This is a genomic window from Natrinema sp. SYSU A 869 (assembly GCF_019879105.1).
Classification (GTDB): domain Archaea; phylum Halobacteriota; class Halobacteria; order Halobacteriales; family Natrialbaceae; genus Natrinema.
The window spans coordinates 3,729,490-3,754,340 of the sequence record NZ_CP082249.1 but is presented as its reverse complement, the minus strand read 5'-3'; the positions used below and the strand labels follow the sequence as shown (position 1 = coordinate 3,754,340).

Genomic DNA, 24,851 nt, shown 5'->3' with positions numbered 1-24,851 from the left:
CTACCCGGATCGGAACGATCAATAATATCCGGCGGCCCGAAGACTAGATAGTTATGGCTACGTACGGGGCGCTCTCGGTGTTGCCGCCGCTGCTCGCGATCGTCCTCGCGATCGTGACCCGCCGGCCGATGCTGGCACTGTTTCTTGGCATCTGGTCAGGCGCGGTCGTCTACACCGAGAGTCTCGGCATCGCACAGACATTCGACTGGATCGTTAGCGCGATCATCGTCGACGAGGGGTTTCACGTCCAAATCCTCGTCTTCACGTTGTTGTTGGGGTCGGGCGTCGCGCTCATCTGGCGGCTCGGCGGCGCGATCGCCGTCCGCCGCTGGGCAACGGATCACCTCGAGAGCCAGCGGACCGTCGGGCTGACCACGTGGGGACTGGGACTCGTCATGTTCTTCGACGACTACGCCAACACGGCCATCGTCGGGAGCACGATGCGTGAGCTCTCCGATGAGCTGCGCATCTCCCGCGAGAAACTCGCCTACATCGTCGACTCGACGGCGGCACCCGTCGCAACGCTGGGCATCTCGAGTTGGGTCGCGTTTCAGCTGTCACTGATCAGTACCGCCTACGACGATATGGGCGTCGCGGGCGAGGCACCGACAGCGTTCGCGACGTTCGTGAGATCGATTCCGTACAACACTTACGCGCTGCTGGCGATCGTCATGGTCGGCATCGTCGTCTACACCGGCCGGGACTACGGCGAGATGCTCGACGCCGAACATCGCGCGCGGACGACGGGGGCGGTCAACCGCGAGGGTGCACAGCCGCTCCAGAAGGTCGAGGAGGACCTGGGCGAACCGATCGACAAACGACCGATGCTTCGGACGTTCTTCGCGCCCGTCGTCGTCCTGATCGGGGTGACGCTCGCGGGCGCGTTCTGGACGGGCTATCAGTCCTGGCTCTCGAGCCAGGCCGAGTCGGGAGCGCCGACAGCGTTCGGTGCCGCCGTGGACGAGGTAGGGTTCACGCAGGTACTGATCGACATCGTCGGCGCGGGCGACTTCGCGACGGCGCTGATCTGGGGCTCGTTCGCCATGGTCGCGACCGCGATTGCGATCGGACTCGCCTATGGCCTGTTCGATATCGGCGACGGCGTCGATACCGTCATCGACGGCTTCGGCATCATGCTGACGGCGGTGACGATCCTCGTGCTCGCGTGGACGATCAGCAGCGTCGCGGAGACGCTCGGCACCGGCCAATACGTCGCCAACGTGGCTGAGCCGTACCTCACGACGGAGTTGCTCCCTGTTCTCATCCTGTTCGTCGCCGCGTTCGTCGCGTTCACCATGGGATCGTCGTGGGCAACGATGGGGCTCGTGACCCCCATCGCCATTCAGGTCGCCTACGAGTTCGGGACCGGATTCGAACTCGTGCCGGTCGCCGTCGGTGCCGTCTTCTCCGGGGCGATCTTCGGCGACCACGCTTCGCCGATCTCCGATACCACGGTGCTCTCCGCGACGTTTTCGGGTGCAGATCTGATCGACCACGTGCGCACGCAACTGCCCTACGCACTGACCGTCTTCCTCGTGGTCGTCGGCTGCTATCTGCTCAACGGCTATCTCGGCATCCCGCCGATCGTCTTCCTGCCGCTGGGCGTCCTCGCTCTCGTCGGTCTCGTCGTCGGCCTCTCGAAACTCGACGCCGACCGAAAGGGGCTCGAGCCGGTCGCGACGACCCCGGCCACCGAGACCCCCGGCCCCGAGGCCGAACTCGACGCGGATTCGCCGGACAGGTCCGAGTAGACCGCCGCCTTCGCCAATTTTTTGGAGCATGCAGGTGTCCGTTCGCGTATGGACGGAACGCTCGATCACACGATGATCCGCGTCGCTGACCTCGAGGAATCGCTCGACTGGTACCAGACGCACCTCGAGTACGAGGAGAAAGATCGCTACGAGGGCGACGGCTTCACCATCGTCTATCTCGGGCCCGAGGAGATGCACGAGGACGGAGCGATGCTCGAGATTACCCACAACGAGGGCGAGGAGCCCGAAGTAGGCGATTCGTGGGGCCACATTGCAGTCCGCGTCCCCGAGGGCGAACTCGAGGACTGCTACCAGCAGCTCATGGACGAGGGCGTCGAGGACTACCGCGACCCCGAGTCCTGTGGCGGGAATTACGCCTTCGTGAAGGATCCCGACGGCCACGAGATCGAGATCGTCCAGCGCGAGACCGGTGCGCTCTGGTCGCTCGACCACACGATGATCCGTGTCGAGGACGCCGACGAGGCGCTGGGCTTCTGGACCCGTAAATTCGAGTACGACGAGGTCGGCCGCTGGGAGGCCGACTCCTTCGCGAACTACTTCGTCGAACCCGCAGACGCCGCCGACGAAGCGATGTCCGTCGAACTCACCTACAACTACGACGGCCGCACGTACGAGATGGGCGACGCTTGGGGCCACCTCTGTATCCGCATCGACGACCTCGAGGATGACTGGGACCAGCTCATGGAACGAGAAGCCGCCGACTACCGTGATCCCGAGAGCTGCGACAATATGTACGCCTTCACTAAAGACCAGGACGGCCACGAAATCGAACTCATCGAGCGCGATCTCGAGGCCGACACGTTGTTCCCGTTCTAAAGCCGTGGCAGCGTCGGTTCGATACCGGTCGCCCGATCACGTGCGCTTCGAGGGAGGCGTCTCGCGCGGCGGGGGCTCGTGGTGGTCGGGCACCGCTGCCGCGTCCTCGAACTCGTTGAGCCCCTCGAGGGTCGCGCGGTTGTTGTACCGATCGGCGGTGTAGTCGTCGAACTCGCCGGCCTCGAACGCGGCCGTGAGCTCCCGACAGTGGTCGCGAACGGTCAGTTCGGGCTCGAATCCGAGCACGTCGCCGATTCTGTCGAAAGACACCCGATAACTTCGGTCGTCCGTCCGGTCGTCGTGGTACTCGATGGCGGACTCGGGGACGCAGTCGGAGACGATCGTCGCGAGTTCGTCGATCCGGTAGTTTTGCCGGTCGGAACCGACGTTGAGGACGGTGTCACCCACGTCATCGATGGGGGCAGTCAAACATTCGACGTACGCACGTGCGACGTCGGCGACGTGGACGTTCGGCCGGTACTGGTCGCCCCCGAACACCGGAATGACGCCCTCGTTGTACGCCTTCGCGGGCAGAACGTTACCGACGAGATCGAATCGCATTCGGGGCGACCGGCCGTAAATCGTCGCCATCCGGAGGATCGTCGGCGAGAAGTTTCCATCCGCGAGATCGCGAAGCGCTTGTTCGGACTGAATCTTCATCCGGGCGTACAGCGAGACCGGGTTGAGTGGCGACGTCTCGTCACAGCGCCCGCTCTCGGTCGCCGCCCGTCCGTAGACGCTGCAGGTCGAGGCGAACAGGAACCGATTAAGCTGGTAATACTTGCAGATCGACGCCAGCAGCTGTGTCGAGTGATAGTTGTACTCGAGGGTCTTCCGCGGATCGAGTTCGGAGGCCGGATCGCCGACAATGCCGCCGAGATGAACGACGGCATCGACGCCTTCGATCGCGTCGACGACGGTCGCCACAGACCGAGCGTCACCGCGGACGAGCGAAAACCGATCCCGATCGAGCAGGGCTGCAACTCCGCCCTCGCCGTACAACACCGGATCGAGCACGCGGACGGTAAATCCGTCCTCGAGGAGTCGTCGACAGAGGACTGATCCCAGATACCCCGCGCCGCCAACGACGAGGACTGTCTCGACGGCAGTCGACTCGCGGTCCGTCTCGCAGATCCGTTCAACCCCGTCGGCTACCGTCGATCCATCGGCAGGAATCCCGTCCACATCGACGACCGGTGTGACCACGGGATCGATTCGATCCGTCTCGGTCTCGAGAGCGTCGCTCGATCGGTCCGTCTCGTCCACCTCGCGGGTGGACGGTTCCTCGTCGATGACGGCCGACAGCGGCGCGTCAACTGCGATGCCCGCCCGCAGTTGTCGTCGCAGCCGTTCGGCCGTCGCGGTACCGACAACCCGATTCTTGCCGTCGATGCGGACGATCCCGCCGGAGCCGGCGCGATCGATCCGGGCCATTGCCTCGCGAATCGACGTCCCGTCGTCTGCTGTGACTGGCCATCTCATGGGTACGTATCGACTTCGACTGCCGCAGGGGTCGGCCCCGTACTGACGCCGACGCGGCGTGGTCACTGCAACCGGACGGTCCCCCTTTGTTATGAGTCGATTTGGACGGCGAGAGAGGGTCTGAAGCGGGCAGTTCGGTTAATCTGAAAAGAAGTGACAGTCGATACGGAGCGACCGGACCGACGGCCATGCGTACGTCCCGTCGCTCAGTTGGATGGCATCCCTCGAGGCCCGATCCGCGAGACGGTCGATCGACCGCGTTCGATCCCGGCTCTGACGCCGGCTGCAATGCGCTCGATCTCGTGGGGCCGCAGTTCGGGATGCATCGGCAACGAAAGCACGCGACCGGTCACGTCTTCAGTGACGGGAAGCGGGTCCGGCTGGGGACCATCCCGGTCGCGGTACGCTCGCGTGCGATGGACGCCGGGCTCCCAATAGATCTTCGACGCGATATCTCGCTCGGCCAGCGCATCGATAACGGCCGCTCGGTCGACGTCCGGTTCGAGGGTGACGGTGTACAGTTGATATACGTGGCGGCCGCGGCCAGCAGCCGTATGCGGTTCGACGCCGCGAACATCGGCCAGCGCAGTCGACAGCTGCTCGGCCGCGTATCGCCGACCCGCGATGAGGTCATCGACCTTCTCGAGTTGGGAACAGCCGATACTGGCGACGAGATCGGACATTCGGATGTTCGTCCCGAGACCAACGTACTCACCGCTATCTGCCGAATTGAAGTACTCGTTGGACGCGCGCCCGTGCGATCGGTACCGTTCGACCCGCCGGGCGATATCGTCGTCGTCCGTCACGACGGCACCGCCCTCGCCCGTCGGGAGAATCTTGTTCTGACAGAAACTCAACGCGGCGGCGTCGCCGATCGTTCCCACCGTTTGGCCTCGATACTCGGCTCCGAACGCTTCGGCCGCGTCCTCGATCAGCGGAATCCCCGCGTCAGTGGCAAGGTCCGCGAGTGCATCGATTTCGCAGGGCGCACCGTAGGGATGGACCGGGAGGATTGCCGCCGTCTCCGTGGAGATGGCATCGGCGACGGCCGCCGGATCGAGCCCGTATGCCTCGCGCTGAATATCGGCGAACACCGGCGTCGCGCCGACGAGCCGAACGGCGTTGGCTGTCGCGATGAACGTAAAGGACGGGACGATCACCTCGTCCCCCTCGCCGACGCCGTAGGCCGTCAGCGCTGCAACCACCGCCGTCGTTCCCGAGTTGACCGTCACCGCGTGGTTGACGCCTAAGTACTCCTCGAGGCCGTCTTCGAACGCCTCGACGTAGGGACCGTTCGCCCAGTAACTGCCCCGTGTGATCGAGTCGACGGCGTTGGCCACGTCCCGCTGGTCCCATGGGATTTCGAACAACGGTATCGAGTCACTCATCAACTATGTTGTTCGTGCACACGTGAATTAAGTAGCAGCTCGTTACCCCCGAAATGGGTACGAGTGGCTGACGTCCGATTGGAGTCCGTGAGCGACCTGACCGCTCGCGAAGCGAGACTGAGAGGACACTGGAGCGTCCCCACACCGCGAGTTCCGTCCGGAATCATGTGGAAACCGATCGACAGCGAACGGGGCGAAGGAGCAAATACTAGTTACTAATACAAGGAGTTATAATAACGTACTTGTGCCACCCTGTTAAAACCTATTCACATGCGAGATCGTCCCCGCAGAACCCTCCTCAACGGCATTGGTTCGGCGTTCGTCGTCACAACCGCCGGCTGTCTCTCGTTTGGAGACGATACCGACGAATCGTCCGTCGATATGAACAGTCCCGACTTCGATGGCTCGTTCGCCGACCTGCTCGCTGCCGTGCCCGGCGACACCGTCGGAGAGCGCACATCGCTCGCGGCAGTAAACGAGTCGCGTTTCCGGGACGCCGGCATCCGGGACCTCGTGGGCGGATTCGACATCACCCATAAAACGAGGATCGCGGACCTGTTCGCCGACGACGCCGTGGTTGTTTCGAAACACGTCACCGTCATGGGCTACGAACCCGAGTCACCGTTTCTTTCGGTTTTCGAACCCGAAGGCGGTGACTTCGACCCGGAACGAGACCTCGACGTTGCCCTCGAGAGCGCACTCGCCACGCGCGAACACGATACCGGGACCGACTACGAGTTCGCGCCGCTCGCGGCCGAGGCCGTGGTCGCGATCACCGACAACATCGTCTTCCTCGCTGACTCGGAATCGACGATCGATGCCGCGCTCGAGGCACACGACGGCGACGGGGACGCGGTTCGGGAAGCAGCTCCCCGCTTCGATGACGCGCTCGCAGCCTTTCCGGACGCCGACGTACGGTCCGTGATAACGGCCGACGAGTGGTCGCGGACCTACGACGAGCTCGAGTCCGAAGACGGCGAGTACATGATCCTGGCGGCGACAGTAGCCGGGCCGGACACGCTCGAGATCCATCACGGTCTCTCGCTCGTCGACGAGTCGCTCGTCACGGACGCGCTGGTCGATCAGTTCGAGGAGACCGTCATGGGGAATCGGGACGTCGACGGCTCCACCGAGGTCAACGGCTCCCTCCTGACGGCCACGGTCCCTCGCGACCTCGAAGCCGAGCGACGCGCTGGGGCACACGAGAGTCCGAGCGGGCTCAGCCCCGGCGAATTGGATAGCGACGCGAAGTACGTCGAGATCGACGTCCTGGAGGGCGATCCGACGCCGGTCGATGAACTCACGCTCGAACTCGACGGTGAACCCTACGACGAGGCGATCTGGGCCGATGGGCAGGCGGAGATCGAAGGCGGCGATACGATACAGGTGGCGACCGAGGACGCCGAACCGAACATGCCGATCACCCTCCGTCACGAGACCGAACACGGCGGCACTGCCGAGACGAAACTGTACAGCCACTTCGAGTTCACGTTCGACTACGATCCGGACGCCAAGGCGGTGTCGGTCCGCTACGAGGATGAGTTCCCGCTCGACGGCGATCACGTCACGCTCGCGCTTCGCGACAGTGACCGCGTGGCCGACCCGGACGCGGAACCGCTCCGGACGACCACGCCGTGGACCGGCTCCGAACTCTCGGCCGGAGACGAGGCGACCGTAGAGCACGTCGACCCCGGGACGTTCGTTATCGTGGGCTGGGACAGCGACACGCTTCAGGGATCGCTCGCCAACGAACGGATCCGACCGCCGGGAGACGTCGCGGTCGACTACGAGTACGAAACGAAGACGGCGACCATCGAACTCACCCTCGCGGACGACCGGACCAGACCGGCCGCGGAGTATACGGTCCTGCGCGACGGTGATCCGGCGGCCGCGCAGTGGCGCGATGCGGATGAGACGGTCTCCGACGGTGACACGGTCGAACTCGAGGGAGTGGCCGTCGGAACGACCATCGAAGTCGTCTGGGGCGAGGACGGCCACCACGTTGGCAGCGGCGTCGCACGACCGTCGGTCACGTTCGATCTCACGGTCGAGAACGGAACGGTAACGCTCGTCCATAACGGCGGCCCGTCGCTTCCCGCGTCCGAACTCGTCGCGGAAGTCCACGTTGACGACGAGGAAACCGATGTCCCGCTTGACGAACGACTGGACGGGACGTTCGCCGTGGACGATACCGTAACGGTCGTCGACGAACTCGAACGATCCGACCCGCCACTGAAGGTTCGGGTTAGGTACGGCGATGAGTACATCGAAGACGCATACAACGGAGAGCTGTGAGTCGGCTCCGGAGTCGACGTTCGACTCCTACAAGTCCGGAATCGGAACGACGACGACCGGCCGGCTCGCGTCAGTGAGGACCTGCTGCGCGCTCGAGCCGAGTTCCCGCGTCGCATCGGGATCACCACTGTGTACACCGATAACGATCTCGTCGACATCGAACTCCCCCGCCGTCTCAAGGAGCACCGTTGCCGGGGACCCCGATCGACGCTCCGTCTCGACGTCACCCGCGGCCGCGAGTCGGACGGGAGCGACGTTCAGCGCTTCGTCGGCGTCTCGACGCGCCGTCGGGTCGTCAGGCGGCGCGACGGCGACAGTGGTCACGGTGTCGCCGGGGGTCACCCGATCGCCGAGATAGTCACAGATCGCCGCTGTCGTGTGGATGGAGTCGGTTCCCACGAGGTAGTGCATAGCGACGCTATGGCGACGATCTCGAAGAACCCTGTGGAACGCGGCGACTGCTAGTCGGCGACGACTGTCGTATTTTCCGACCCAGAAAACGCGCTCGCAGTACTAATACGACGGCCGGGTACGGTACGCACGGGGGACGAGAGAGGCCAGCCCCGCACGCCTTGGTGGTCCCCCGAGCTTCCCCGCATCCGATCATCCCAGGGTCACGACGCCTGCTGCCCCCTACGCCCCCGCGATTCCCCCTCGCGCGGGGGCGTGATGCGTCGTTCGACCCCTTCCTCACTGCCAGCAGAACCGGTGATATCGGGATGGCTTCGGCCCTACACGTTTGCCGATTGTGACGCGTCAGTCAGTGGTGTCCGTACAGCGAGTAGGTAATCGCAACCAGTCCGAACAGTCGGCTCACATTCTCGAGCAGTGCGATGACGATCCGATCCGGGCTGATGAACGTCGTCATCGCGACGTTGACCAGGAAGGGACACAGCGTCAGCAAGAGGAGTCCGACGGCGAGATAGAACATCGACGACGCGTCGTTCCGTCGGTAGCCCCGGTAAGCCTGGTACGCGATAATGGTTCCGAAGAGTGCGACGAGGAAGAGACTGGCAACTGTCAACAACTCGAACAACGTCGCCTCGTCGATCCGGACGATCTTCCGACTCATCGCATCCCCTCCCACATACGAGTGAATTTGTCGGCGACGTCTTCCTCGCGATACGTCAACTCGAGAGTGAACGAGCCATCCTCCAGCGACAGCTCTAGTCGGTCGAGGTTCGCACTGTAGACGCTGTAGTGATTGCCGTCGGAGGCGAGTTCCGTCTCTTCAGTGACGAGGTCACACTCCTCGAGCCGATCGAGCCGCCGATAGATCGTTGGGAGAGACGCGTCACACCGTTCGCTCAATGTACTGGCAGACATGGGTTCGACGCTCGTGTGAGTGAGGATATCCCGTGCGTACTCATCGTCGAGAACCGCGAGCAATGTCGACAGGTCTGTTTCCTCACTCACTGGTATAGCTGTTCGTTTCGGCATGGCTATGAAAAGCGGTCCGGTTTTTCTGAATGAGAAAATACGATCGTGCCGCCGAGAGAATCACTTCAGGAAGTGGAGATCCATCGGTAGCCGACGTTCTCCAGCGAATCACGACGAATGGCCACTGACTGCGAGTCACCTCAAGAGATGCAGCGAGGGCTCAGACCTCGATATTGTAGACGCGACTGAACGTATCGACGCCGCCAGTCTCGTAATCACCGGATCCGTCGGCACACTCGTAGCCGGGTGTCGTTTCACCGGATCCGACCGGACACGCTATCTGGTAGGTCGACGCGAAAATCTCCAGTTCCACGGTAGCGTCCTGTGGCTTCTGGAGCCCCCAATGGAGATACTGGCTGATCTCCGACGTGCCGCCGTTTGTTCGCCCGTCGTCATGTCGAACAAACGACTGGAACATCGGGTCGTCGACCCAGTGGGGCCACGGATCCCATTCGGTGTAGGGCTTCTGCGGCGTCGGCGGGGTCGTACCGAGTGCGGTCACGAGCGAAGCCGCACTCGTTACAGAGAGGGGAACGCTGGAAAAGCTCATCATCGTGCTCAGGCCCCAGCCTAGCACGTCACTGGCTTCTGACGTATCTTCGTCGACGTCCTCCATCGGCCCGCTCGCGTTTCGGACTGCGACGTAGTCGCTCTCTGTGGGGTTACCGATCCACTGGCTGAGATCGCTTTTCGACGCACCGTCGACGTTTCGGACGTTGACAGCGAGGCCATCTGCAGCGATCGTTTCGGAAAGGTCCGTCGTCCGTTCGCCGTCGCCCCACTGTTCGCTTCCCTCCGCGAACGCCTGAGAAGAGATTCGGAATGGGACGATCTCGTCGTCGTTCCCGCGAGTGAACGGGCGGTACTGACCGACGCTGAGTTTGTGCGTAGAGTCGTACCAGGTCGTGTAATCCGAATTCGGCCACGTGCCTTCCTTGTTGATTCCCGCGAGATAACGGTGCCTGTCCTCGAGGTTGTCAGTTGACTGGCTACTGAAGTAGTTTTCAGGGGCCGACGCCGCTGCCATTCCGGTGAGGGTTCCAGCCGCAGTGATACACGTGGCAAGGCCACCGACGCGTTTCAAGACGGATCGTCTCTCACAAGAGTTCGTCTCTTGCATAGTATACCCCATATTATTCTCCAGCAAGTACCCTTATATTAGTTATAAATATAGATATGATATACTCACTTCCAATTACAAACTCCATCTAGGACAACACCGTACTCTAATGGCTACTTGATCGTGGAGAGCGCTCAAACCGAGACAGGTTCGATATATCGGTATATGATTCATACCTCACCGTTTCGATCGGTTAGCCACTCGAGCCAATCGAACAGTCGCTCGAGCAACCGCTCTTCGCCGGCCGTCGAAAACCGGTGGCCTTCGCCCGCAAATCGCTCTACCAGCACGTCGGACTCGAGTCGCTGGGCAGCGGCGAAGCTATCGCCCGGATCGACGACATCGTCGCTGCCGCCGTGGAACATCGCGACCGGAATCTCGATCGACCCGACGACATCGTCGAACGGATACCGATCGAGAGCGTCGAAAAACCGCTCATCGATTCGCTCGCCGGTATCGAACGTCCACTCCCCCTCGCGCTCGACGGCGCTCCGGTACTCGTCGAACGTCCCGTTGGTCGTCACGGGTGCACGCGTGGCGACCGCCTCAACCCGCTCGTCCTCGGCCGCGGCGTGGAAGGCGACTTTCCCGCCGAAACTCGAGCCGAACAGCGCGTAGGAGCCCGGATCGAAGTAATCGACGACGTGGCTGAGGTCGGTGAGTCGTGTTGCGAGTGTCGAGTCGACGAACTCGCCGTCGGACTCGCCACAGCCCCTGGCGTCGAATCGGACGGCATTGTAGCCCGCCTCGCGGGCCTGCTGACACCGGTACTCGTAACTGCCGGATTTGTCGCTTCGAAGGCCGTGACAGAAAACGAGCCAGTCGTCAGAGTCGACCTCATGATGGACGGCGGCGACGTCCGGAGCGGCGTCCGTCGTCGCGTTCGCGACCGGAATGCGGTGTGTCTCGGGCATCTCGTATCTCGATAGATGACTGCTGGGATCTTGATATCGGCGTTTACGCAGAGCGTTGGGTGTTTCCCTCCGTGTCGCTTCCGTCTCGAGCCGACTCGCCTCGCGACCTGAGCCCCGGTCGCTCAAGGACGTTCCAACGCCGAACGCTGAAATAGCGGGCAGTGGGTCCGAAGCGAGCCGAGAGGGAACTTGTGAACAGACAACCCCCGGGTTCGAGGTGGCCAAACGCAGGAACGTTAGCCCGGGAATGGACCACTGATGTCCGTGATTGCAGACGAGATCGTTCGATGGGATTCTCCTGCCGCCGGTATACGAACGAATCGGGAGCGAGTCGACGGCATCCGGTCCGATTCCGTTGCGCGTCGAGCCCGTCTCGAGCGACCGCTCCGATCCGCGACCGGTGAACTCCGGCGAACCGTTTATCGCTCCCCGGCGGGTTGGTTCGTTCATGACCCGCACGACCTACCAATGTCCGTGTGGCGCACACATCGAGTTCAAGCAGGACCTCGAGAAGGAATTCGGCATCCCGACCCCGGACTGGAAATGCAAGGACTGCGGGACGCTAGTCCCGGGGATGACGGCCGAGAAGATCAGACATCAGCACCCCTCCTAAATCGCTGGATTGAAATCACGAGCGACGCTGCTGGCAGTTCATAAATCAAATGTCGGTATATTAAACCCTATCTTCGCGCAGAACGATCGATCCCGAGGCACACGTCGAACTCGAGGGCCCGCCGTCGCCAGGCTACTAGCCGGTTACCAGCCGTGCGGAGATGTATACTGAAATCTATTCGCACGGACAGTCGATCATCTTGCTATACGGGGGAATTATAATTTATTTTATCAGTGGCTCCGGTCTGCCGATCTGCTGATGTCCGAGACACACGACGACGAGCGACGAACCGACCACCCGGATACGTCCAGTTCCGCGCTTCGCCGCCGATCGTTCATCGTTGCGACGGGCGCAGCGGCGACCGGCATGGTCGGCGCTGCGGGGGCAACGCCCGGTCGCGGGAACAGAGACGATACGCCTGGTAAACGGCGACGCGACGAATCGAAGCCGAGCCGTTCCGGCGGTCACGGCGGCAATCCGGACCTGATTGCTCACCGCGGCTTCGCCGGCCTCTATCCCGAAAACACCGTCGGCGCGGTTGAAGCTGCGGCCCGCGGCGGGCAGTCCGCCGTCGCACCCTCGCGCGGCGCCGACATGATCGAGATCGATGTCGTGCCGACAGCCGAAAACGATGTCGTCGTCTTCCACGACGACCGACTCGCCAATCGCGACGGCGGCGAGCGCGGCCTTACCGACACCGAGGGCGTCGTCTGGGAGACGGACACGGCGACCGTCACGAACGCCGAGGTCCTCGCAAGCGGCGAAACCGTCCCCCGATTGCGCTCGGTCCTCGAGGCGATTCCGCCACACGTCGGCATCAACGTCGAACTGAAGAACCCGGGATCGTTCGACGTGGCCTTCGCGGAATCGCTGCCACAAGGGGAACTCGAGAAGCAGAAAGAACACTGGCAGCCCTTCGTCGCGCGAGTGCTCGACATCGTCGACGATTTCCACCACGAGTATCTCTTCTCGTCGTTCTACGAGGCGGCGCTGGCGACGACCCGCGACGCGTCCGACTACGCCGTCGCGCCGTTGCTCTGGAACTCCGTCCGGGACGGTGTCGAAATCGCTCGACGATACGAGTCCGAAGCGATTCACCCGCCCTACCACATGATTCGGGGCACGCCGTTCTACGGCGACCAGCGCTACGAGGAAGGTGCCGGCTGGGCGGACATCGATCTCCTCGAGGTCGCACACGAGGAGGGCCGAGATGTGAACGTCTTCACCCTTGCGACGTGGTATCAGGGAGAACAGCTCGCAGCGGCCGGCGTCGACGGGCTCATCAGCGACCACGCGGACGTGCTCCGGTTCGGCGCGACGAACTGAGTCCGCGGCACTCGGAGACGCCTCGCGTCCGGTCGTGGCCGGGCCATGTTTTTCCCATCCGTGAGACCGAAACACGGATTTAGGATCGTGGAACAGTATTCAACGAGTAATGACCCGTGGCGTTACCCGCACGATTCGTTCTTGCCGCGGTGATACCCACCTCGAGGGGCGAAGCAGCGGCCAAAACGGGGACCCGCGGCCGCCGGCACGTCTCCGTCCGAGACCTGGACGGGTGATCGTGTCGTGACCGAAGTGGCGATCGCCGACGCGGTCGACGCCTATCTCCAGCGAAAGGCCGTCGGGGATCCCGACGGATCAGGCGCGGGAACCTACGCGTCCAACGCGGAATCGATTCTCCGGCGGTGGGCAACTTGGCTCGAGCGGGAACACGACCTCACGTCGCTGTTCAGGCTCGATATCGACCACATGTGTGCGTATGTCGAGGAACTCCGTCGACGGACGGAGCGCGGGGAGTACACCGCCTCGACCGCCGGCACCTACTACGCGGTGGTCCGCGCGTTCCTCTCGTGGTGCGTTCGCGGCAGCGTCCTCGAAACCAATCCTGCCGCAACCGACCGAGCCGAGGCTGCACTGCCGACCGCCGACACGCGGCCGTCCGACGACTCCTGGACGGTCGATCAGCGCCGCGAACTCGAGCGCTACGTCCGCGAACGGGTGCTCGAGGCCGACTCCCAGTCGACGAGCGATCGACGCACCCGACTTCGCGAATACGCAATGGTGGCCGTTCTCGCTCACTCGACGGTCCGCGGGGCGGAGCTGTTCCGGGTATCGGAAGACGACCGGCGCACGGGCGCGACCTGGGACGATGTCGACTTCTATACGGGAACGATCCGCGTGTTGGGGAAGTCCCAACGCCTCGAGGACGTGCCGCTTCCCGCCCGTGCGCGGACGCCGTTGCGGCGCTATCGGGTCGTGCTCGATCCGCCCGCGAACGATTGGCCGCTGTTTCCGACGGGCCACGCGCCCTCGATCGCCGCGCGGGTCCGGTCGGTTCTGGGCGACCGCGGCCACGACGAGAGCGAGATTGAGACGCTGCTCGAGGACGCGACGGCGATGGAACTCGCACGAGAGCGGTCGATCGCCCCGCCGGCGATTACCACCGAGGGAGCACGATCGATCCTGAAGCGACTCTGCGAGGCGGCCGTCGTCGACGTCGACGGGAACTACCTGACGCCGCGGGGCGTCCGCCGAGACCAAGACGAGGTGTACCGGCGCGAGGCGACGGCGTCGAAACCGACCCTGCGTGCGTCGGTCCTCGAGCAGTCGATCGTCGTACAGGAAACGCAGCCGCCGATCGATACGAACGCGAGTCAGCGCGACGAGCAGCCGGACACGGACTGACGGGGCGGCAGAACGGGCAGAACAGGCAGAACGGTGACGCACTGATTCTTCGACAGCGTCCTCAGACGACGAGAAGCCACAGGATCACCGTCAGGACGAGCGTCAACAGCAGGACGGTCGTCCCGATACTGGTCCGGAGATGAATCGTCGACGGGCGACCGCCGTCGGTCGGCTGGCGCTCGTCGACGTCAACCAGCCAGTCGGGCAACTGACCCGCTGCCGCGTCGACGGCGAGAACGGGGTTGTTCCCGATCCAGTAACAGCGTTTGACCGCGCCGACGACGGCCCGGTCGACGGCGGCGTAGGTCTCGGTGACGCCCAGCATCGTCCAGCGACTGACGGCGTAGGTTGCGGGATAGACGAACATCGCCGGATCACCGAGATCGAGCTTCGAGAGCGGCTTCCGGACGAGGACGAAGGTGACGGCCGCGACCCCGTCAGGATACCCGCGGTCTGCAGGTGGCCCGAACTGTAGGGGTGGAGGTGGCTGTGGCCGCCGTAGTACTCGAACTCGAGACCGTGGATCGTCGGCGCGAGATCGGCCAGCCCCTGCCACCAGACGCCGAAGAGGAGACAGGCACCGCCCAGGCCGAGCATCGCGACGGTCTGACCGGGCTTCGCGTCGGCGACCTCGCGGTCGCTCTTGCCGTGGAAGAAGACGTAGTAGCCGAGCTTGATGAAGGACAGCAGGGTCCCGATTGCGCCGATCCAGAGCAGCCAGTACAGCGCCTGATACTCGGGCTGACCGTAGTAGTGGGGATTGGCGGCGTCGAAGAGCATCCCCTTGCTGACGTAGCCGTTGAAGCCCGGAATCGCGGTGATCGAGAGCGCACCAAACCCGAACCCAATCGCGGTCAGAGGCATTTCGCGCCAGAGGCCGCCCAGCTTGTATAGATCCTCTTCGCCAGTGCGATAGATGACGACGCCGACGGCCATGAACAGCAGGCTCTTGAACAGCACGTTGTTGAACAGGTGACTCATCGCGCCGGCGGCGGCGAGATCCGATCCCATCGTGGCCATGCCAATTCCGGCGACGATGTAGCCCAGCTGCGCCTGGATATGGTAGGACAGCAGCGCCCGCATGTCGTGTTGCAGCAGGGCGAAGGTCGCGCCGTAGACGGCCATCAGCCCGCCCATGTACGCGATGTAAATACCCAGATCGCTCCCGGCGTCGACGGGGAACGCGCGGTAGAGCACGAATGCGCTCGTCTTCGTCGTGTAGACGGAGAGGAACACCGAGGCCGCGAAGTGCGGTCGCGGGTAGGTGTCGGGCAGCCAGGTGTGGAAGCCGATGAAGGCGACGTTGACGCCCATCCCGAGCACCGCGAGCAGCGCCGGAATCCCGTTGGCGATACCGGCGTCACTGTAGACGAACGTACCAACCTCGACGTAGTGGACGGCGACCGCCATCATCACGAGCACGCCGCCGGTGCCGTGGAACAACGCGTACCGGAAGCCCGCCCGGACCGCCTCGCTGCCGTAGTGCCAGACCACCAGCGTGCTCGTCACTGCCATCAGCTCCCACATAAACAGGAGGACGAGCCAGTCGCCGGCGAATGCCGCGCCGATCGACGAGGAGACGTAGACCAGCGCGAATGCGACTAGCGTCTTACTGGCCTCGCTCGAGTAGGCGTAGATAACGCTACAGATACCCAAAAAGCCGAGGCCGAGCCCGACCATTCGGGAGAAGTCGTCGACGTAGAACGGGACGACCTTGAAGCCGAGGAAGGTCCCGCCCAGATGCTCACCGCCGGGCGCGACCAGCGAAATCGCCAGCACGGCCGCGAGGCTGAGCGCACCGACGGCGAAGCCGGCGATTCGGGGCAGGACGAGCACGAGCAGCGCCGCCGCGAAGACGATGAGCGGCGGGTAGGCCATCGACAGGAGTTCGACTGCCATCAGTTATTCACCTCCGAAATGAGCTGTTCGAACGGAACGTCGGTCAGGTCCTCGAAGCGCATCCCGAAGACGCCCTCGACGATCCGCATGGCTAACTCGAGGAAGACGGCGTAGTCGGGGCCGATCCCGAGAACGACCGCGCCGGTCGCGATCACGGCAATGGGCGCGAGCATGAGCCATGTACTCTCGGTAAACAGCGAGTGACGCGGCCAGCCACCGGCCGGCGGCCCGCCGGTCAGGTGGTCGTCGTGGTCGCCGTGGTGGTCGACAGTACTGACCTGCTCCCCTTCGGAAATTTCGGCGTCGCTGGGGTACTCGTCGACGGCGTACTCGTAGTTCTCGTCCTCGTCCGCGGCGGGTCGCTCCGCATCGGCCCGATCGGCTTCGCCATCAGTCGGCTGCCCACCGTCGGCGGCGACGTCCTCGTCCGTCCCAGCGGTGTAGGATTCGACCAGTCCGCCCCGCGGGAACTCGAGCAGGGGTTTCGCGTCGTGTCGGTCCTCGCTCTCGAAGAAGGCGGTGTAGACGATCGGCCAGAAGTACGCGACGTTGAGAACGGCTGAGAGCAACAGAGCGCCGGCGAAGAGCCAGTATTCGCCGCTCATGGAGCCAGCGCCGATCAGCATGTAGAACTTGCTGACGAAGCCGGCGATCGGGGGGAGACCGGCCATGCCTGCGGCACCGACGGTAAAGGCGGTCATCGTTAGCGGCATCCGCTTGCCGATACCGGCCATCTCGCTGATGTAGTCGGTGTGGGTCTCGACGTGGATCGTGCCGGCACAGAAGAACAGCGTGAGTTTCGCGAACGCGTGGGCGGGGATGTGAAACAGCGCACCGACCATTGCGTAGGGGTGCAACATCGACAGCCCGAGTACGATGTAGGAGAGTTGGGCCGTCGTCGAGTACGCGAGCCGGCGCTTGAGATGATCCTTCCGCATCGCGATGATGCTCGCCGCGGTCAGGGTGAACGCGGCGACGATGGCAACGGGGATGTTCAATCCGACGTCGCCGATGCCGGGCACATCAAGTGGAAGATCGTGAATGAGCCCGGGGCCGTAGACTTCGAGGATGACACGAGCGATGCCGAACGCGCCGGATTTGACGACCGCGACCGCGTGGAGCAGCCCGGAGACGGGGGTCGGCGCGACCATCGCGTCGGCGAGCCAGGAGTGAAGCGGCATCAGCGCGGCCTTGACGCCGAAACCGGCGATGAGTAGGAAGAAGGCGGCCTGTGCGTAGACCGGTTCGACCTGTGCGGCCGCGGCCAGCGCCTCCATACCGCCCGCTTCGAAGGCGAGGGTCGGCCCTTGGCTGACCAGACTTGTCAGCCAGTAGACAATGGCCGTCCCGGCGAGCAGGAAGACGCCGCCGCCGAAGAACGTGTACGTGAGGTACTTCCGGCCGGCGATCCGTGCTTCGTTGTCCTCATTATGGGCGACTAACGGATACGTCACCAGCGAGAGGAGTTCGTAGAAGACGAAAATCGTCACCAGATTCGCCGCGAACGCGATCCCGACAGCCGTCGAGAGGCTGGCCGCGAAGGAGGCGAAGAAGCGGGTCTGGGAGTGCTCGTCGAGTCCACGCATGTACCCCGTCGCGTAAAACGACGTGAAGATCCAGAGGAAACTCGCAAGGAGGGCGAAGAAGATCCCCAGTGGATCCGCTCGCAGGGCGAAGTCGATGTGCTCGAGGAACTGGATGCCCGTACTGTCGTAGAGACTCCACCGGAAGACAGTGCCGTCCATGACCGCGGGGAGCATGCTAACGATGATTCCGAACTTCGCGAGGGCGGCCACCACAGACCAGCCCTCCCGAAGGTTCGGTCGGCGATGCGACGCGACGATCAGGACGATGGCGACCGCCGACACCAACACGGCGGCGAGCGGTCGGAGATCTGCAACCATTAGTTGATCACCTCAGTGAGGAACGGATCGAGCAGTTCGGCGATCGTTCCCCCCGCGAAGCCGAGGGCAACAGCGCCGAGCGCGGCGACGACGACGATCGCGATCATACCGGTCGAGACGGGGTCCTGGGAACCCTTGTCGCGGATGGCAGCGATAGCGGCACCAGGCTCGTCGTACGCGGGTTCGGTGTCTTCAGACTCGTCGCGTCCGGCGTCGCCGCCGTCCGCCGCGACCGGGCCCGGCGCATATGGCCGTTCGGCCGACGCGGACGGTGTGAAGTACATCTTCTCGAGCAGGCGGGCGGCGTAGGCGAGGGTGAGCATGGTACTGAGGAAGATCACGGCGGCGACGGGCCAGAGTTGGGCCTGGACGGCTCCGAGACCGATGTACCACTTGCCGACGAAGCCGACTCCGGGCGGGACGCCGACCAGCGAGAGCAGGAGGACGGCCATGGAGCCGGCGACGACCGGCCGCTCCGTAGCGAGCCCGGCGTACTCGTCGACGGTGCGAGCGCCGTAGCTCGCTGCGACGAGCGCGACGCCGAGGAAGAGGCCGGCTTTCAACAGGCCGTGGCCGACGAGGTGGATCGCGGCTCCGGTCAGCGCCGTCCGCGAGCCGTCGGCGATGACGACCCCGTAGGCGGCGATGACCAGCCCGAACTGCGAGACCGACGAGTACGCGAGCATGCGTTTGACCTCGGTTTGAATCACGGCGAGTACCGTGCCGGCGAGGACGCTCACGCAGCCGACGGTGAGGACGACGGGGGCTGCGTTCGGCATGGTGGCGAGATACTCGACCTCGAAGACGGTGACGATCAGTCGGCCGAAGGCGTACGCCGAGGCGGTCGAGACCAGCGCCGCGATCAGCGGCGTCACGCCGTCGGGGGCCTGCTGGTAGGCGCTCGGCTGCCAGGTGTGCAGGGGCCACTGGGCGACCTTGACGGCGAAGCCGACGACGATGAACGCGAAGCCGGCGTGGATCAGCGTCTGGGCTTCCGCCGCCGGAATCGCCGTCGAGAGCTCGACCATGTTGAGCGTTCCCGTCGCCATGAAGACGAACGCGACGCCGATCAGGTACATCGACGCGGCGACGGTCCCCAGGATCAGGTACTTCAGGGAGGCGACCGCTGCCTCGGGGCCGTCGCCGCTGGCGACCAGTGCGTAGGTCGCGAGGCTCGTGATCTCGAGGAAGACGAACAGGTTGAACACGTCGCCGGTCAGCGAGATGCCGAGCAGGCCGCCGACCAGCAGCAGGTAGGCGGTGTAGAACGTGTTCCCGCGCGGCCCGCCCTGGCGTGTGTACGCGAGGACGCCGGTGGCGACTGCGGTCACGACCAGGACGATCAGCATCGAGAACTCGTCGGCAACGAGTTCGATCCCGTACTTGGGGGAGTAGCCACCGAGCGCGTGCGTCACCGTGTCGTCAGTGTAGACGACGCTCGCGAGGGTGATTGCCCCAGCGAAAAGGCCGCTCGTCGTGAGTGCGGCGACGGACCAGCCCGTCCGGTCGAACCAGAGACCCAGCGCGATCGGGAGCGTCGCCGCGAGGATCGGAACGACGATCAGCAGCGGCGGGAGCAGGTCGACGCTACTCATCGGCACGCACCTCCCGAAGGGTGTCCTCGCGGAGCGTCCCGTACTCCGCGTAGATGCGGATAATCAGCGCCAGCCCGACCGCCGTCAGCGCGATGCCGACGACGATGGCGGTCAGCACGATGACCTGGGGAAGGGGGCTCGCAACCATGACCTCCCCAGGCGTCCCCTCATGGGGGACGATCGGTGCCGATCCGCCCTCAATGTATGCCATCGAGATGAAAAACAGGAAGATCGCCGTCTGGAAGAGGTTCACCCCGATCAGCTTCTTCACGAGATTTTCACTGGCGATCACCATGTAGATCCCAAGGCCCAGCAGGACGAAAGTGAGCACGTACGTGTAGTGACTCGTTAGGAGATCAATCATCGTCGCTCACCTCCGCGTTGGGCGAGTCGGGACCCTCGTCGGCGTTTCCGCCGCCGATACCGCCGGTCCCGCTCGGCCGCTCGGGCGTAAAGCCCGCGGCCATCGTAAAGAAGAGGCTAATGATGACTCCCGAGACGATCAGCGAGATGCCGCCGATCTCGACGGCCTCGAGCCCCCACTTCGGTTTGATGTGGAAGACCTCTTTGAGCATGGTAAACTCGAGGAATCTTCCACCGAGGGCGACCATCGCGAGGCCAATGGCCCCGAAGATGACGACGCCACCAGTGACGATACCGGTGATAAAGGAGTTTCTGAGCCACTGCCGGGTCGGTTCGATGCCGAACGCGAAGGCGATCATGAGGACGGTGACGCCGACGATGGTCCCGCCTTGGAAGCCGCCACCGGGGGCGTCGCCCCCGTGGAAGGTCATAAACAGCCCGTAGGTGAGCGTAAACGGTGCGATGATCTTGACGGCGGTCATGATCACCTGACTCTCGGTGTAGGTATCGTCGACGGATCCAGACATTAGGCGAACACCTCGCGTTTCAGGACGAGCAGGGTCGAGACGCCGGCGGCGAAGACGACGACCGCCTCGCCGAAGGTGTCGAACCCACGGTAGGCAGCGAGTACGGACGTGACCGCGTTCTCGACGCCGGTCTCGTGATACGTCTCCGTGATGTAGTGTTGGGTCACGTCAGGGTTCGACCAGACCGGTGTCTTCGTGCCACCGACCGCGTACATTTCGGGCAGGACGGCAGTACAGAGCAGGAGTACGAACGCACCGACGACGACGACCGCCGGGAGGTGGATTCGCTCTCTGAGCCGGTCAGTCGAGGGCCGCGTCGTGCGCGCGATCGTCAGCAACAGCAGCAGCGTCGTGACGCCGGCACCGATCGCGGCCTCGGTCATCGCCACGTCGGGTGCCAGCAGGAACGTGTAGAGGATCGCCATCCCGAGGCTGTAGGCTCCGAAGACGATGATCACCGACAGGATGTCCCGGAACAGCGCCGTCGCGACGGCCGTCGCAAGGATAAAGGCCACGAGGGAGTACGCGAACAGACTCATCGCGATTCACCATCCGTTTCGGCGGCTACCTCGGGTTCATCCGTGTCTCCGCCCTCCTCGGCGAGGACGGGCTCGACGCCCGTCTCCGCAGCCGATCGGGTGATTGCGTGGGCCGCCGTCGGGTTCGTGATGAACACGAAGAACAGCAGGAGGATGGTATAGACCGCCGCGTGCCGCCAGCCGAAGGCTACTGCGACGCCGGCGAGGGCAAACCCAGCTCCGAGCGTATCTGTCTGGGAAGCGGTGTGGGCCCGCGAGTAGACGTCCGGCAGCCGGATGACGCCGATTGCCGAGACGAACGTAAAGAGCACACCTAGTCCGAGCAGGACGACAATCGCCCAGAACCGGACCGTCTCGAGCGTCGCCTGCAGCGGGATCGGTTCGATCACAGCACACCACCCCGCTCGACGGTGAACTTCGAGATGGCGATCGACATCAGGAAGTTCAGCAGGGCGTAGATCAGCGCCACGTCGAGGAACCACGCCTGATCGAGCCCCGCAGCTAACAGGGCGAGGATGACGACTGTGTTCGTCCCGAGGACGTTGACCGCCAGCAGCCGGTCCTGCGTCGTCGGGCCGACGACGGCGCGATAGAACATCGCGATCGCGAGGATGACAAACAGCGCGGCTGCGACGAGGAACACATCCTCGAGCGAAGCCGGCGTCATAGCTCCTCACCCCCGATGATTTCGGCGTCGTCGCGCTCGCGCGGCGAGGCGATCTCCGCCGAGTCGCGGCCGTAGAAGACGAAGCGGATTCCCCGCTCTAAGCCGCCATCGAAGAGGTCGTCGCGGGCCCCCGGGATCAACGTGTGGACGAGCAGTTGCTGGTTGTTAGCCCGAACCGTCAGTGTCCCCGGCGTGAGCGTGATGCTGTTCGCCAGTGCGGTCAGCGGCAGGCCGCTTCGCACGCGAGAGTTGACCCGCGTCAGCGTGGGCTCGATCGGCATCGACGGCCGAAGGATCACGGCCGAAACCGCGATGTTGGCCTTGACGATCTCCCAGAGCAGATACGGGATGTAGATGACGAACCGAACGACTCGGAGCGGCGACTGAACGCGGTCGAGTGGCACGGTAAACGTCACCTGTGCGAGCGAGACGGCGACGATGCCGGCGACCGCCGCGCCGGTAACGAGATCGAACCAGTAGGTCGGATCCCCGAGGACGAGATAGAAGCCGTAGGAGATCAGGAAGGTTGCGAACAGGCGGTCAAAGTCTTCGGAACCGCCGGCGAGACGGCCGCGTCGGGCCGGCCGCTCGACGGGTGCCTCATCGTAGGCCAGCCCGACGTGCTCGAGTTCGCGCTCGAGTGGTTGGAGCATCTGTGCGGTGACGCCGGGCTGGTACTCCGGATCGAGGACGATACGGTCGATCCCGTGTGCCTCGGCGTAGACGTCGAAAATCTCGGCGTAGTCACGGGGACCGAAGAGGTACTCGTCGGCACCAAGCGTCGTCGTCTCGATCGTCACGTCAACCCCGTTGGCATCCTCCTCGACCCAGTTTCGCGCCCGCGAGAGCAGCCCCTCGGCGTCCTCGCTGTACTGGCTGCTCTCGGGCACGTCGGCGTCGTAGGGCATCGCAACGACGAGATGTAATTCGAGGGGATCGGCTGCCTCGAGGCCGGATTGGACGGCGTAGCCGACCGTTTGCCGGACAGTCACTGTGTCCGATAGCGGGACGAGCAGGCGTTCAACCGCCACGGCGTCTCCCTCCTGGCGACCGTCGTTGGACACTCATGACTCTGGTTGTTAGTCGAACCAAGCGGTAGCCGTAGGAAAACGATTTCGTTATTCGCCAGCAGTCACCCGTTCCGACGGGTTCGGTCCGGTCGTTCGTGACAGACGGGCCGTGTTCTCGGCGAACGGTCGAGCGAATGAAAACCCGCAGCCGCCGCTGGCCGATCGGTAGTTTTACAATCGCAGTTTCAGTAGAGAAAACTGACTTGCATGACGACGACTGAAACCGTTCACGATCGAATCGGGACCGCACGCGACGACCTCACAACTGGCCAGCTGCTGGCCGTCTTCGCGTTCGTCGCGGCGCTGACGTTCGCGCTGCTGTTCCTCCAGGAGCCCCTGGCACACGACTCGATGCATAACTTCCGGCACGCTGCCGGCGTCATCTGTCACTGATGCTCGTTGACTACCTCGAGCGGGGCGTGCTCGCCGGGGCGATTGCGGGAATCGCATACGGCGTCTATATGGCGCTCGTCGCGAACCCGCTAATCGGATACATGGAGACGCTCGCCGAGGGCGGCGAGCACGGCGACCACTCTCACGCCGGCGAACACGCCCACGAGGCCGGTGAGCATGCACACGCTGCCGGCGAACACGCCCATGCGGTCAGCGAGGCGACGACCGCCGCCGTGAGCGTCGGCAGCGGCGTCCTCTGGGGGATCCTACTCGGCGGCGTCTTCGCGCTCGCGTTCTACTTCCTCGAGCCGGCGTTGCCCGGTCGGGGGCGGGTCAAGACCTACGTGCTGGCCGGCGCTGGCTTCCTCACAGTCTCAGTTGCGCCCTGGCTGGTGCTTCCGCCGACGACGCCAGGTGCCGAACAGGCGTTCGATCCCACGCTCCGAAGCGCGATCTACGCAGGTATGATGGCTGTCGGCGCGGTCGTCGCCGGCGCGTCGGTCTACGGCTACGGGCGCGTCTCGGCTCGAAGCCGTCCGTTCGGGGTAGCCACAGCAGCGGTCCCGATTGTCGTCCTCGTCGCGATCACGGCGATTGCGGCGCCGACGATCGTCGAGATCGACGGAATGCCGGCCGATCTCGTGGCCGCGTTCCGCGGACTGACCGTGCTGAGTCAGGCCGCGCTCTGGACGCTCGTCGCCGGCTGTTTCGGCTGGCTTCAGACGCGAGCCGGCGTGCGCTCGGTCGCCGACCGACGCGACGACCTCTTGACTAATCCATGAAAGATCGGACCGAAGAGCATCGTGAGCGCCTCGACGCGCACGTTTTCGTCTGTACCAACGACCGCGACGGCGAGCACGCGAGCTGTGGTGCGGTCGGTGCCGAGGAGACGGTCACAGCGGTCAAAGACTGGTTGCGGGAGCGCGACGCCTTCTGGACGGCTGTTTCGGTCAGCGAGACCTCGTGTCTCGGGCTGTGCAGTGAGGGTGGTACCGCGATTTCGATCCAGCCGCGAAACACCTGGTACTCGGACGTAACACCCGAGACCGTCCCCGAGCTGCTCGAGTCAGCGTTCGGTCCGGACGCAGAGCAGATCAGCGACGAGAGCTGAGCGAGTGCGACGGCCAGTAGGCCGACAGACTACCGACCCGCGGGCGGATACCTGTTTTACCGGTCGGCTCTGATATCATGCACGGTATGAAGGCTCACCTGAACAGAGGAGGCCAGTACGAGGAATCACGGCAGTCGAGACGGCTGTCCCCGACCGCCGGGTCGTCGTCTTCGTCGCATTCGACGGAACAAACGCGGACGGTACTTGCGCACAGTCTCGGGCGGGAGCGATGATCTCGAGTCGATCTGAGTCGCG

General features: G+C 64.0%; 24 protein-coding genes and 1 pseudogene. 9 read left to right on the top strand and 16 right to left on the bottom strand.

Annotated features, from left to right (window positions below):
* Nucleotides 1-53 precede the first annotated feature (53 nt).
* Both K6I40_RS26760 and K6I40_RS26755 read left to right on the top strand, forming a co-directional pair.
* On the top strand, nucleotides 54-1,751 hold the full coding sequence (locus K6I40_RS26760; protein ID WP_222918423.1) for a Na+/H+ antiporter NhaC family protein: 1,698 nt from the start codon (nucleotides 54-56) through the stop codon (nucleotides 1,749-1,751).
* Between the two features lie 48 nt (nucleotides 1,752-1,799).
* A complete protein-coding gene (locus tag K6I40_RS26755) occupies nucleotides 1,800-2,588 on the top strand; it encodes a VOC family protein (protein ID WP_222918422.1) in 789 nt (262 codons plus the stop codon).
* A gap of 36 nt (nucleotides 2,589-2,624) precedes the next feature.
* On the opposite strand, the gene K6I40_RS26750 is transcribed toward K6I40_RS26755, so the two are convergent.
* Together K6I40_RS26750 and K6I40_RS26745 are read right to left on the bottom strand one after the other, a co-directional pair.
* Complete coding sequence (locus tag K6I40_RS26750) at nucleotides 2,625-4,070, bottom strand: NAD-dependent epimerase/dehydratase family protein (RefSeq protein ID WP_222918421.1); 1,446 nt, start codon at nucleotides 4,068-4,070, stop codon at nucleotides 2,625-2,627.
* Between the two features lie 206 nt (nucleotides 4,071-4,276).
* Complete coding sequence (locus tag K6I40_RS26745; RefSeq protein WP_222918420.1) at nucleotides 4,277-5,458, bottom strand: DegT/DnrJ/EryC1/StrS family aminotransferase; 1,182 nt, start codon at nucleotides 5,456-5,458, stop codon at nucleotides 4,277-4,279.
* A gap of 270 nt (nucleotides 5,459-5,728) precedes the next feature.
* On the opposite strand from K6I40_RS26745, the gene K6I40_RS26740 reads away from it, so the two are divergent.
* On the top strand, nucleotides 5,729-7,753 hold the full coding sequence (locus K6I40_RS26740; protein ID WP_222918419.1) for a hypothetical protein: 2,025 nt from the start codon (nucleotides 5,729-5,731) through the stop codon (nucleotides 7,751-7,753).
* A gap of 27 nt (nucleotides 7,754-7,780) precedes the next feature.
* Here K6I40_RS26740 and K6I40_RS26735 read toward each other — a convergent pair whose 3' ends face one another.
* The 5 genes from K6I40_RS26735 to K6I40_RS26715 all read right to left on the bottom strand — a co-directional run bounded on the left by K6I40_RS26735 (nucleotide 7,781) and on the right by K6I40_RS26715 (nucleotide 11,227).
* Nucleotides 7,781-8,164, bottom strand: a complete 384-nt coding sequence (locus tag K6I40_RS26735) for a universal stress protein (protein WP_222918418.1) — start codon at nucleotides 8,162-8,164, stop codon at nucleotides 7,781-7,783.
* A gap of 349 nt (nucleotides 8,165-8,513) precedes the next feature.
* On the bottom strand, nucleotides 8,514-8,825 hold the full coding sequence (locus tag K6I40_RS26730; RefSeq protein WP_222918417.1) for a hypothetical protein: 312 nt from the start codon (nucleotides 8,823-8,825) through the stop codon (nucleotides 8,514-8,516).
* Complete coding sequence (locus tag K6I40_RS26725) at nucleotides 8,822-9,169, bottom strand: winged helix-turn-helix domain-containing protein (RefSeq protein ID WP_222918416.1); 348 nt, start codon at nucleotides 9,167-9,169, stop codon at nucleotides 8,822-8,824. The genes K6I40_RS26730 and K6I40_RS26725 overlap by 4 nt, the downstream gene beginning before the upstream one ends.
* Nucleotides 9,170-9,353: 184 nt before the next feature.
* Nucleotides 9,354-10,220 (bottom strand): hypothetical protein, encoded by an 867-nt coding sequence (locus K6I40_RS26720; RefSeq protein WP_222918415.1) that lies wholly within the window; start codon nucleotides 10,218-10,220, stop codon nucleotides 9,354-9,356.
* Nucleotides 10,221-10,483: 263 nt separating this feature from the next.
* Nucleotides 10,484-11,227, bottom strand: coding sequence for an alpha/beta hydrolase (locus K6I40_RS26715; protein WP_222918414.1), 744 nt, complete (start codon nucleotides 11,225-11,227; stop codon nucleotides 10,484-10,486).
* A 268-nt stretch (nucleotides 11,228-11,495) separates the two neighbouring features.
* On the opposite strand from K6I40_RS26715, the gene K6I40_RS26710 reads away from it, so the two are divergent.
* From K6I40_RS26710 to K6I40_RS26700, 3 genes are all read left to right on the top strand, one after another.
* Nucleotides 11,496-11,840 (top strand): hypothetical protein, encoded by a 345-nt coding sequence (locus K6I40_RS26710; RefSeq protein WP_222920484.1) that lies wholly within the window; start codon nucleotides 11,496-11,498, stop codon nucleotides 11,838-11,840.
* A gap of 258 nt (nucleotides 11,841-12,098) precedes the next feature.
* A complete protein-coding gene (locus K6I40_RS26705) occupies nucleotides 12,099-13,166 on the top strand; it encodes a glycerophosphodiester phosphodiesterase (RefSeq protein ID WP_222918413.1) in 1,068 nt (355 codons plus the stop codon).
* Between the two features lie 243 nt (nucleotides 13,167-13,409).
* Nucleotides 13,410-14,528 (top strand): recombinase XerD, encoded by a 1,119-nt coding sequence (locus tag K6I40_RS26700; RefSeq protein WP_222918412.1) that lies wholly within the window; start codon nucleotides 13,410-13,412, stop codon nucleotides 14,526-14,528.
* 61 nt (nucleotides 14,529-14,589) lie between these two features.
* Here the strand turns inward: K6I40_RS26700 and K6I40_RS26695 are convergent.
* From K6I40_RS26695 to K6I40_RS26655, 9 genes and pseudogenes are all read right to left on the bottom strand, one after another.
* Nucleotides 14,590-16,427, bottom strand: a pseudogene (locus K6I40_RS26695) (Na(+)/H(+) antiporter subunit D).
* Nucleotides 16,427-18,331, bottom strand: a complete 1,905-nt coding sequence (locus K6I40_RS26690) for a proton-conducting transporter membrane subunit (protein WP_222918411.1) — start codon at nucleotides 18,329-18,331, stop codon at nucleotides 16,427-16,429. Before K6I40_RS26690 ends, K6I40_RS26695 begins: the two are co-directional and overlap by 1 nt.
* Nucleotides 18,331-19,926 (bottom strand): proton-conducting transporter membrane subunit, encoded by a 1,596-nt coding sequence (locus K6I40_RS26685; protein ID WP_222918410.1) that lies wholly within the window; start codon nucleotides 19,924-19,926, stop codon nucleotides 18,331-18,333. Before K6I40_RS26685 ends, K6I40_RS26690 begins: the two co-directional genes overlap by 1 nt.
* A complete protein-coding gene (locus tag K6I40_RS26680) occupies nucleotides 19,919-20,290 on the bottom strand; it encodes a cation:proton antiporter subunit C (RefSeq protein WP_222918409.1) in 372 nt (123 codons plus the stop codon). The genes K6I40_RS26685 and K6I40_RS26680 overlap by 8 nt, the downstream gene beginning before the upstream one ends.
* Nucleotides 20,283-20,816 (bottom strand): MnhB domain-containing protein, encoded by a 534-nt coding sequence (locus K6I40_RS26675; protein ID WP_222918408.1) that lies wholly within the window; start codon nucleotides 20,814-20,816, stop codon nucleotides 20,283-20,285. Before K6I40_RS26675 ends, K6I40_RS26680 begins: the two co-directional genes overlap by 8 nt.
* On the bottom strand, nucleotides 20,816-21,355 hold the full coding sequence (locus tag K6I40_RS26670) for a DUF4040 domain-containing protein (RefSeq protein ID WP_222918407.1): 540 nt from the start codon (nucleotides 21,353-21,355) through the stop codon (nucleotides 20,816-20,818). Before K6I40_RS26670 ends, K6I40_RS26675 begins: the two co-directional genes overlap by 1 nt.
* A complete protein-coding gene (gene mnhG / locus K6I40_RS26665) occupies nucleotides 21,352-21,744 on the bottom strand; it encodes a monovalent cation/H(+) antiporter subunit G (RefSeq protein WP_222918406.1) in 393 nt (130 codons plus the stop codon). Before mnhG ends, K6I40_RS26670 begins: the two co-directional genes overlap by 4 nt.
* Nucleotides 21,741-22,022 (bottom strand): cation:proton antiporter, encoded by a 282-nt coding sequence (locus tag K6I40_RS26660; RefSeq protein ID WP_222918405.1) that lies wholly within the window; start codon nucleotides 22,020-22,022, stop codon nucleotides 21,741-21,743. Before K6I40_RS26660 ends, mnhG begins: the two co-directional genes overlap by 4 nt.
* Nucleotides 22,019-23,086, bottom strand: a complete 1,068-nt coding sequence (locus K6I40_RS26655; RefSeq protein ID WP_255681885.1) for a monovalent cation/H+ antiporter subunit E — start codon at nucleotides 23,084-23,086, stop codon at nucleotides 22,019-22,021. The genes K6I40_RS26660 and K6I40_RS26655 overlap by 4 nt, the downstream gene beginning before the upstream one ends.
* A gap of 213 nt (nucleotides 23,087-23,299) precedes the next feature.
* Between K6I40_RS26655 and K6I40_RS26650 the strand changes: the two genes are divergently transcribed.
* Genes K6I40_RS26650 through K6I40_RS26640 form a run of 3 tightly spaced genes read left to right on the top strand, consistent with a single transcriptional unit; the run spans nucleotide 23,300 to nucleotide 24,596 of the window.
* The gene (locus K6I40_RS26650; protein WP_222918404.1) at nucleotides 23,300-23,485 is read left to right on the top strand and encodes a CbtB domain-containing protein; all 186 of its coding nucleotides are present in this window, start codon (nucleotides 23,300-23,302) and stop codon (nucleotides 23,483-23,485) included.
* Entirely contained in the window at nucleotides 23,485-24,267 is a 783-nt protein-coding gene (locus tag K6I40_RS26645) for a CbtA family protein (RefSeq protein WP_222918403.1), read from the top strand. Before K6I40_RS26650 ends, K6I40_RS26645 begins: the two co-directional genes overlap by 1 nt.
* Nucleotides 24,264-24,596 carry a (2Fe-2S) ferredoxin domain-containing protein gene (locus K6I40_RS26640; RefSeq protein ID WP_222918402.1) on the top strand — a complete coding sequence of 111 codons (333 nt, stop codon included), beginning with the start codon at nucleotides 24,264-24,266 and terminating at the stop codon, nucleotides 24,594-24,596. The genes K6I40_RS26645 and K6I40_RS26640 overlap by 4 nt, the downstream gene beginning before the upstream one ends.
* Nucleotides 24,597-24,851: the final 255 nt, after the last annotated feature.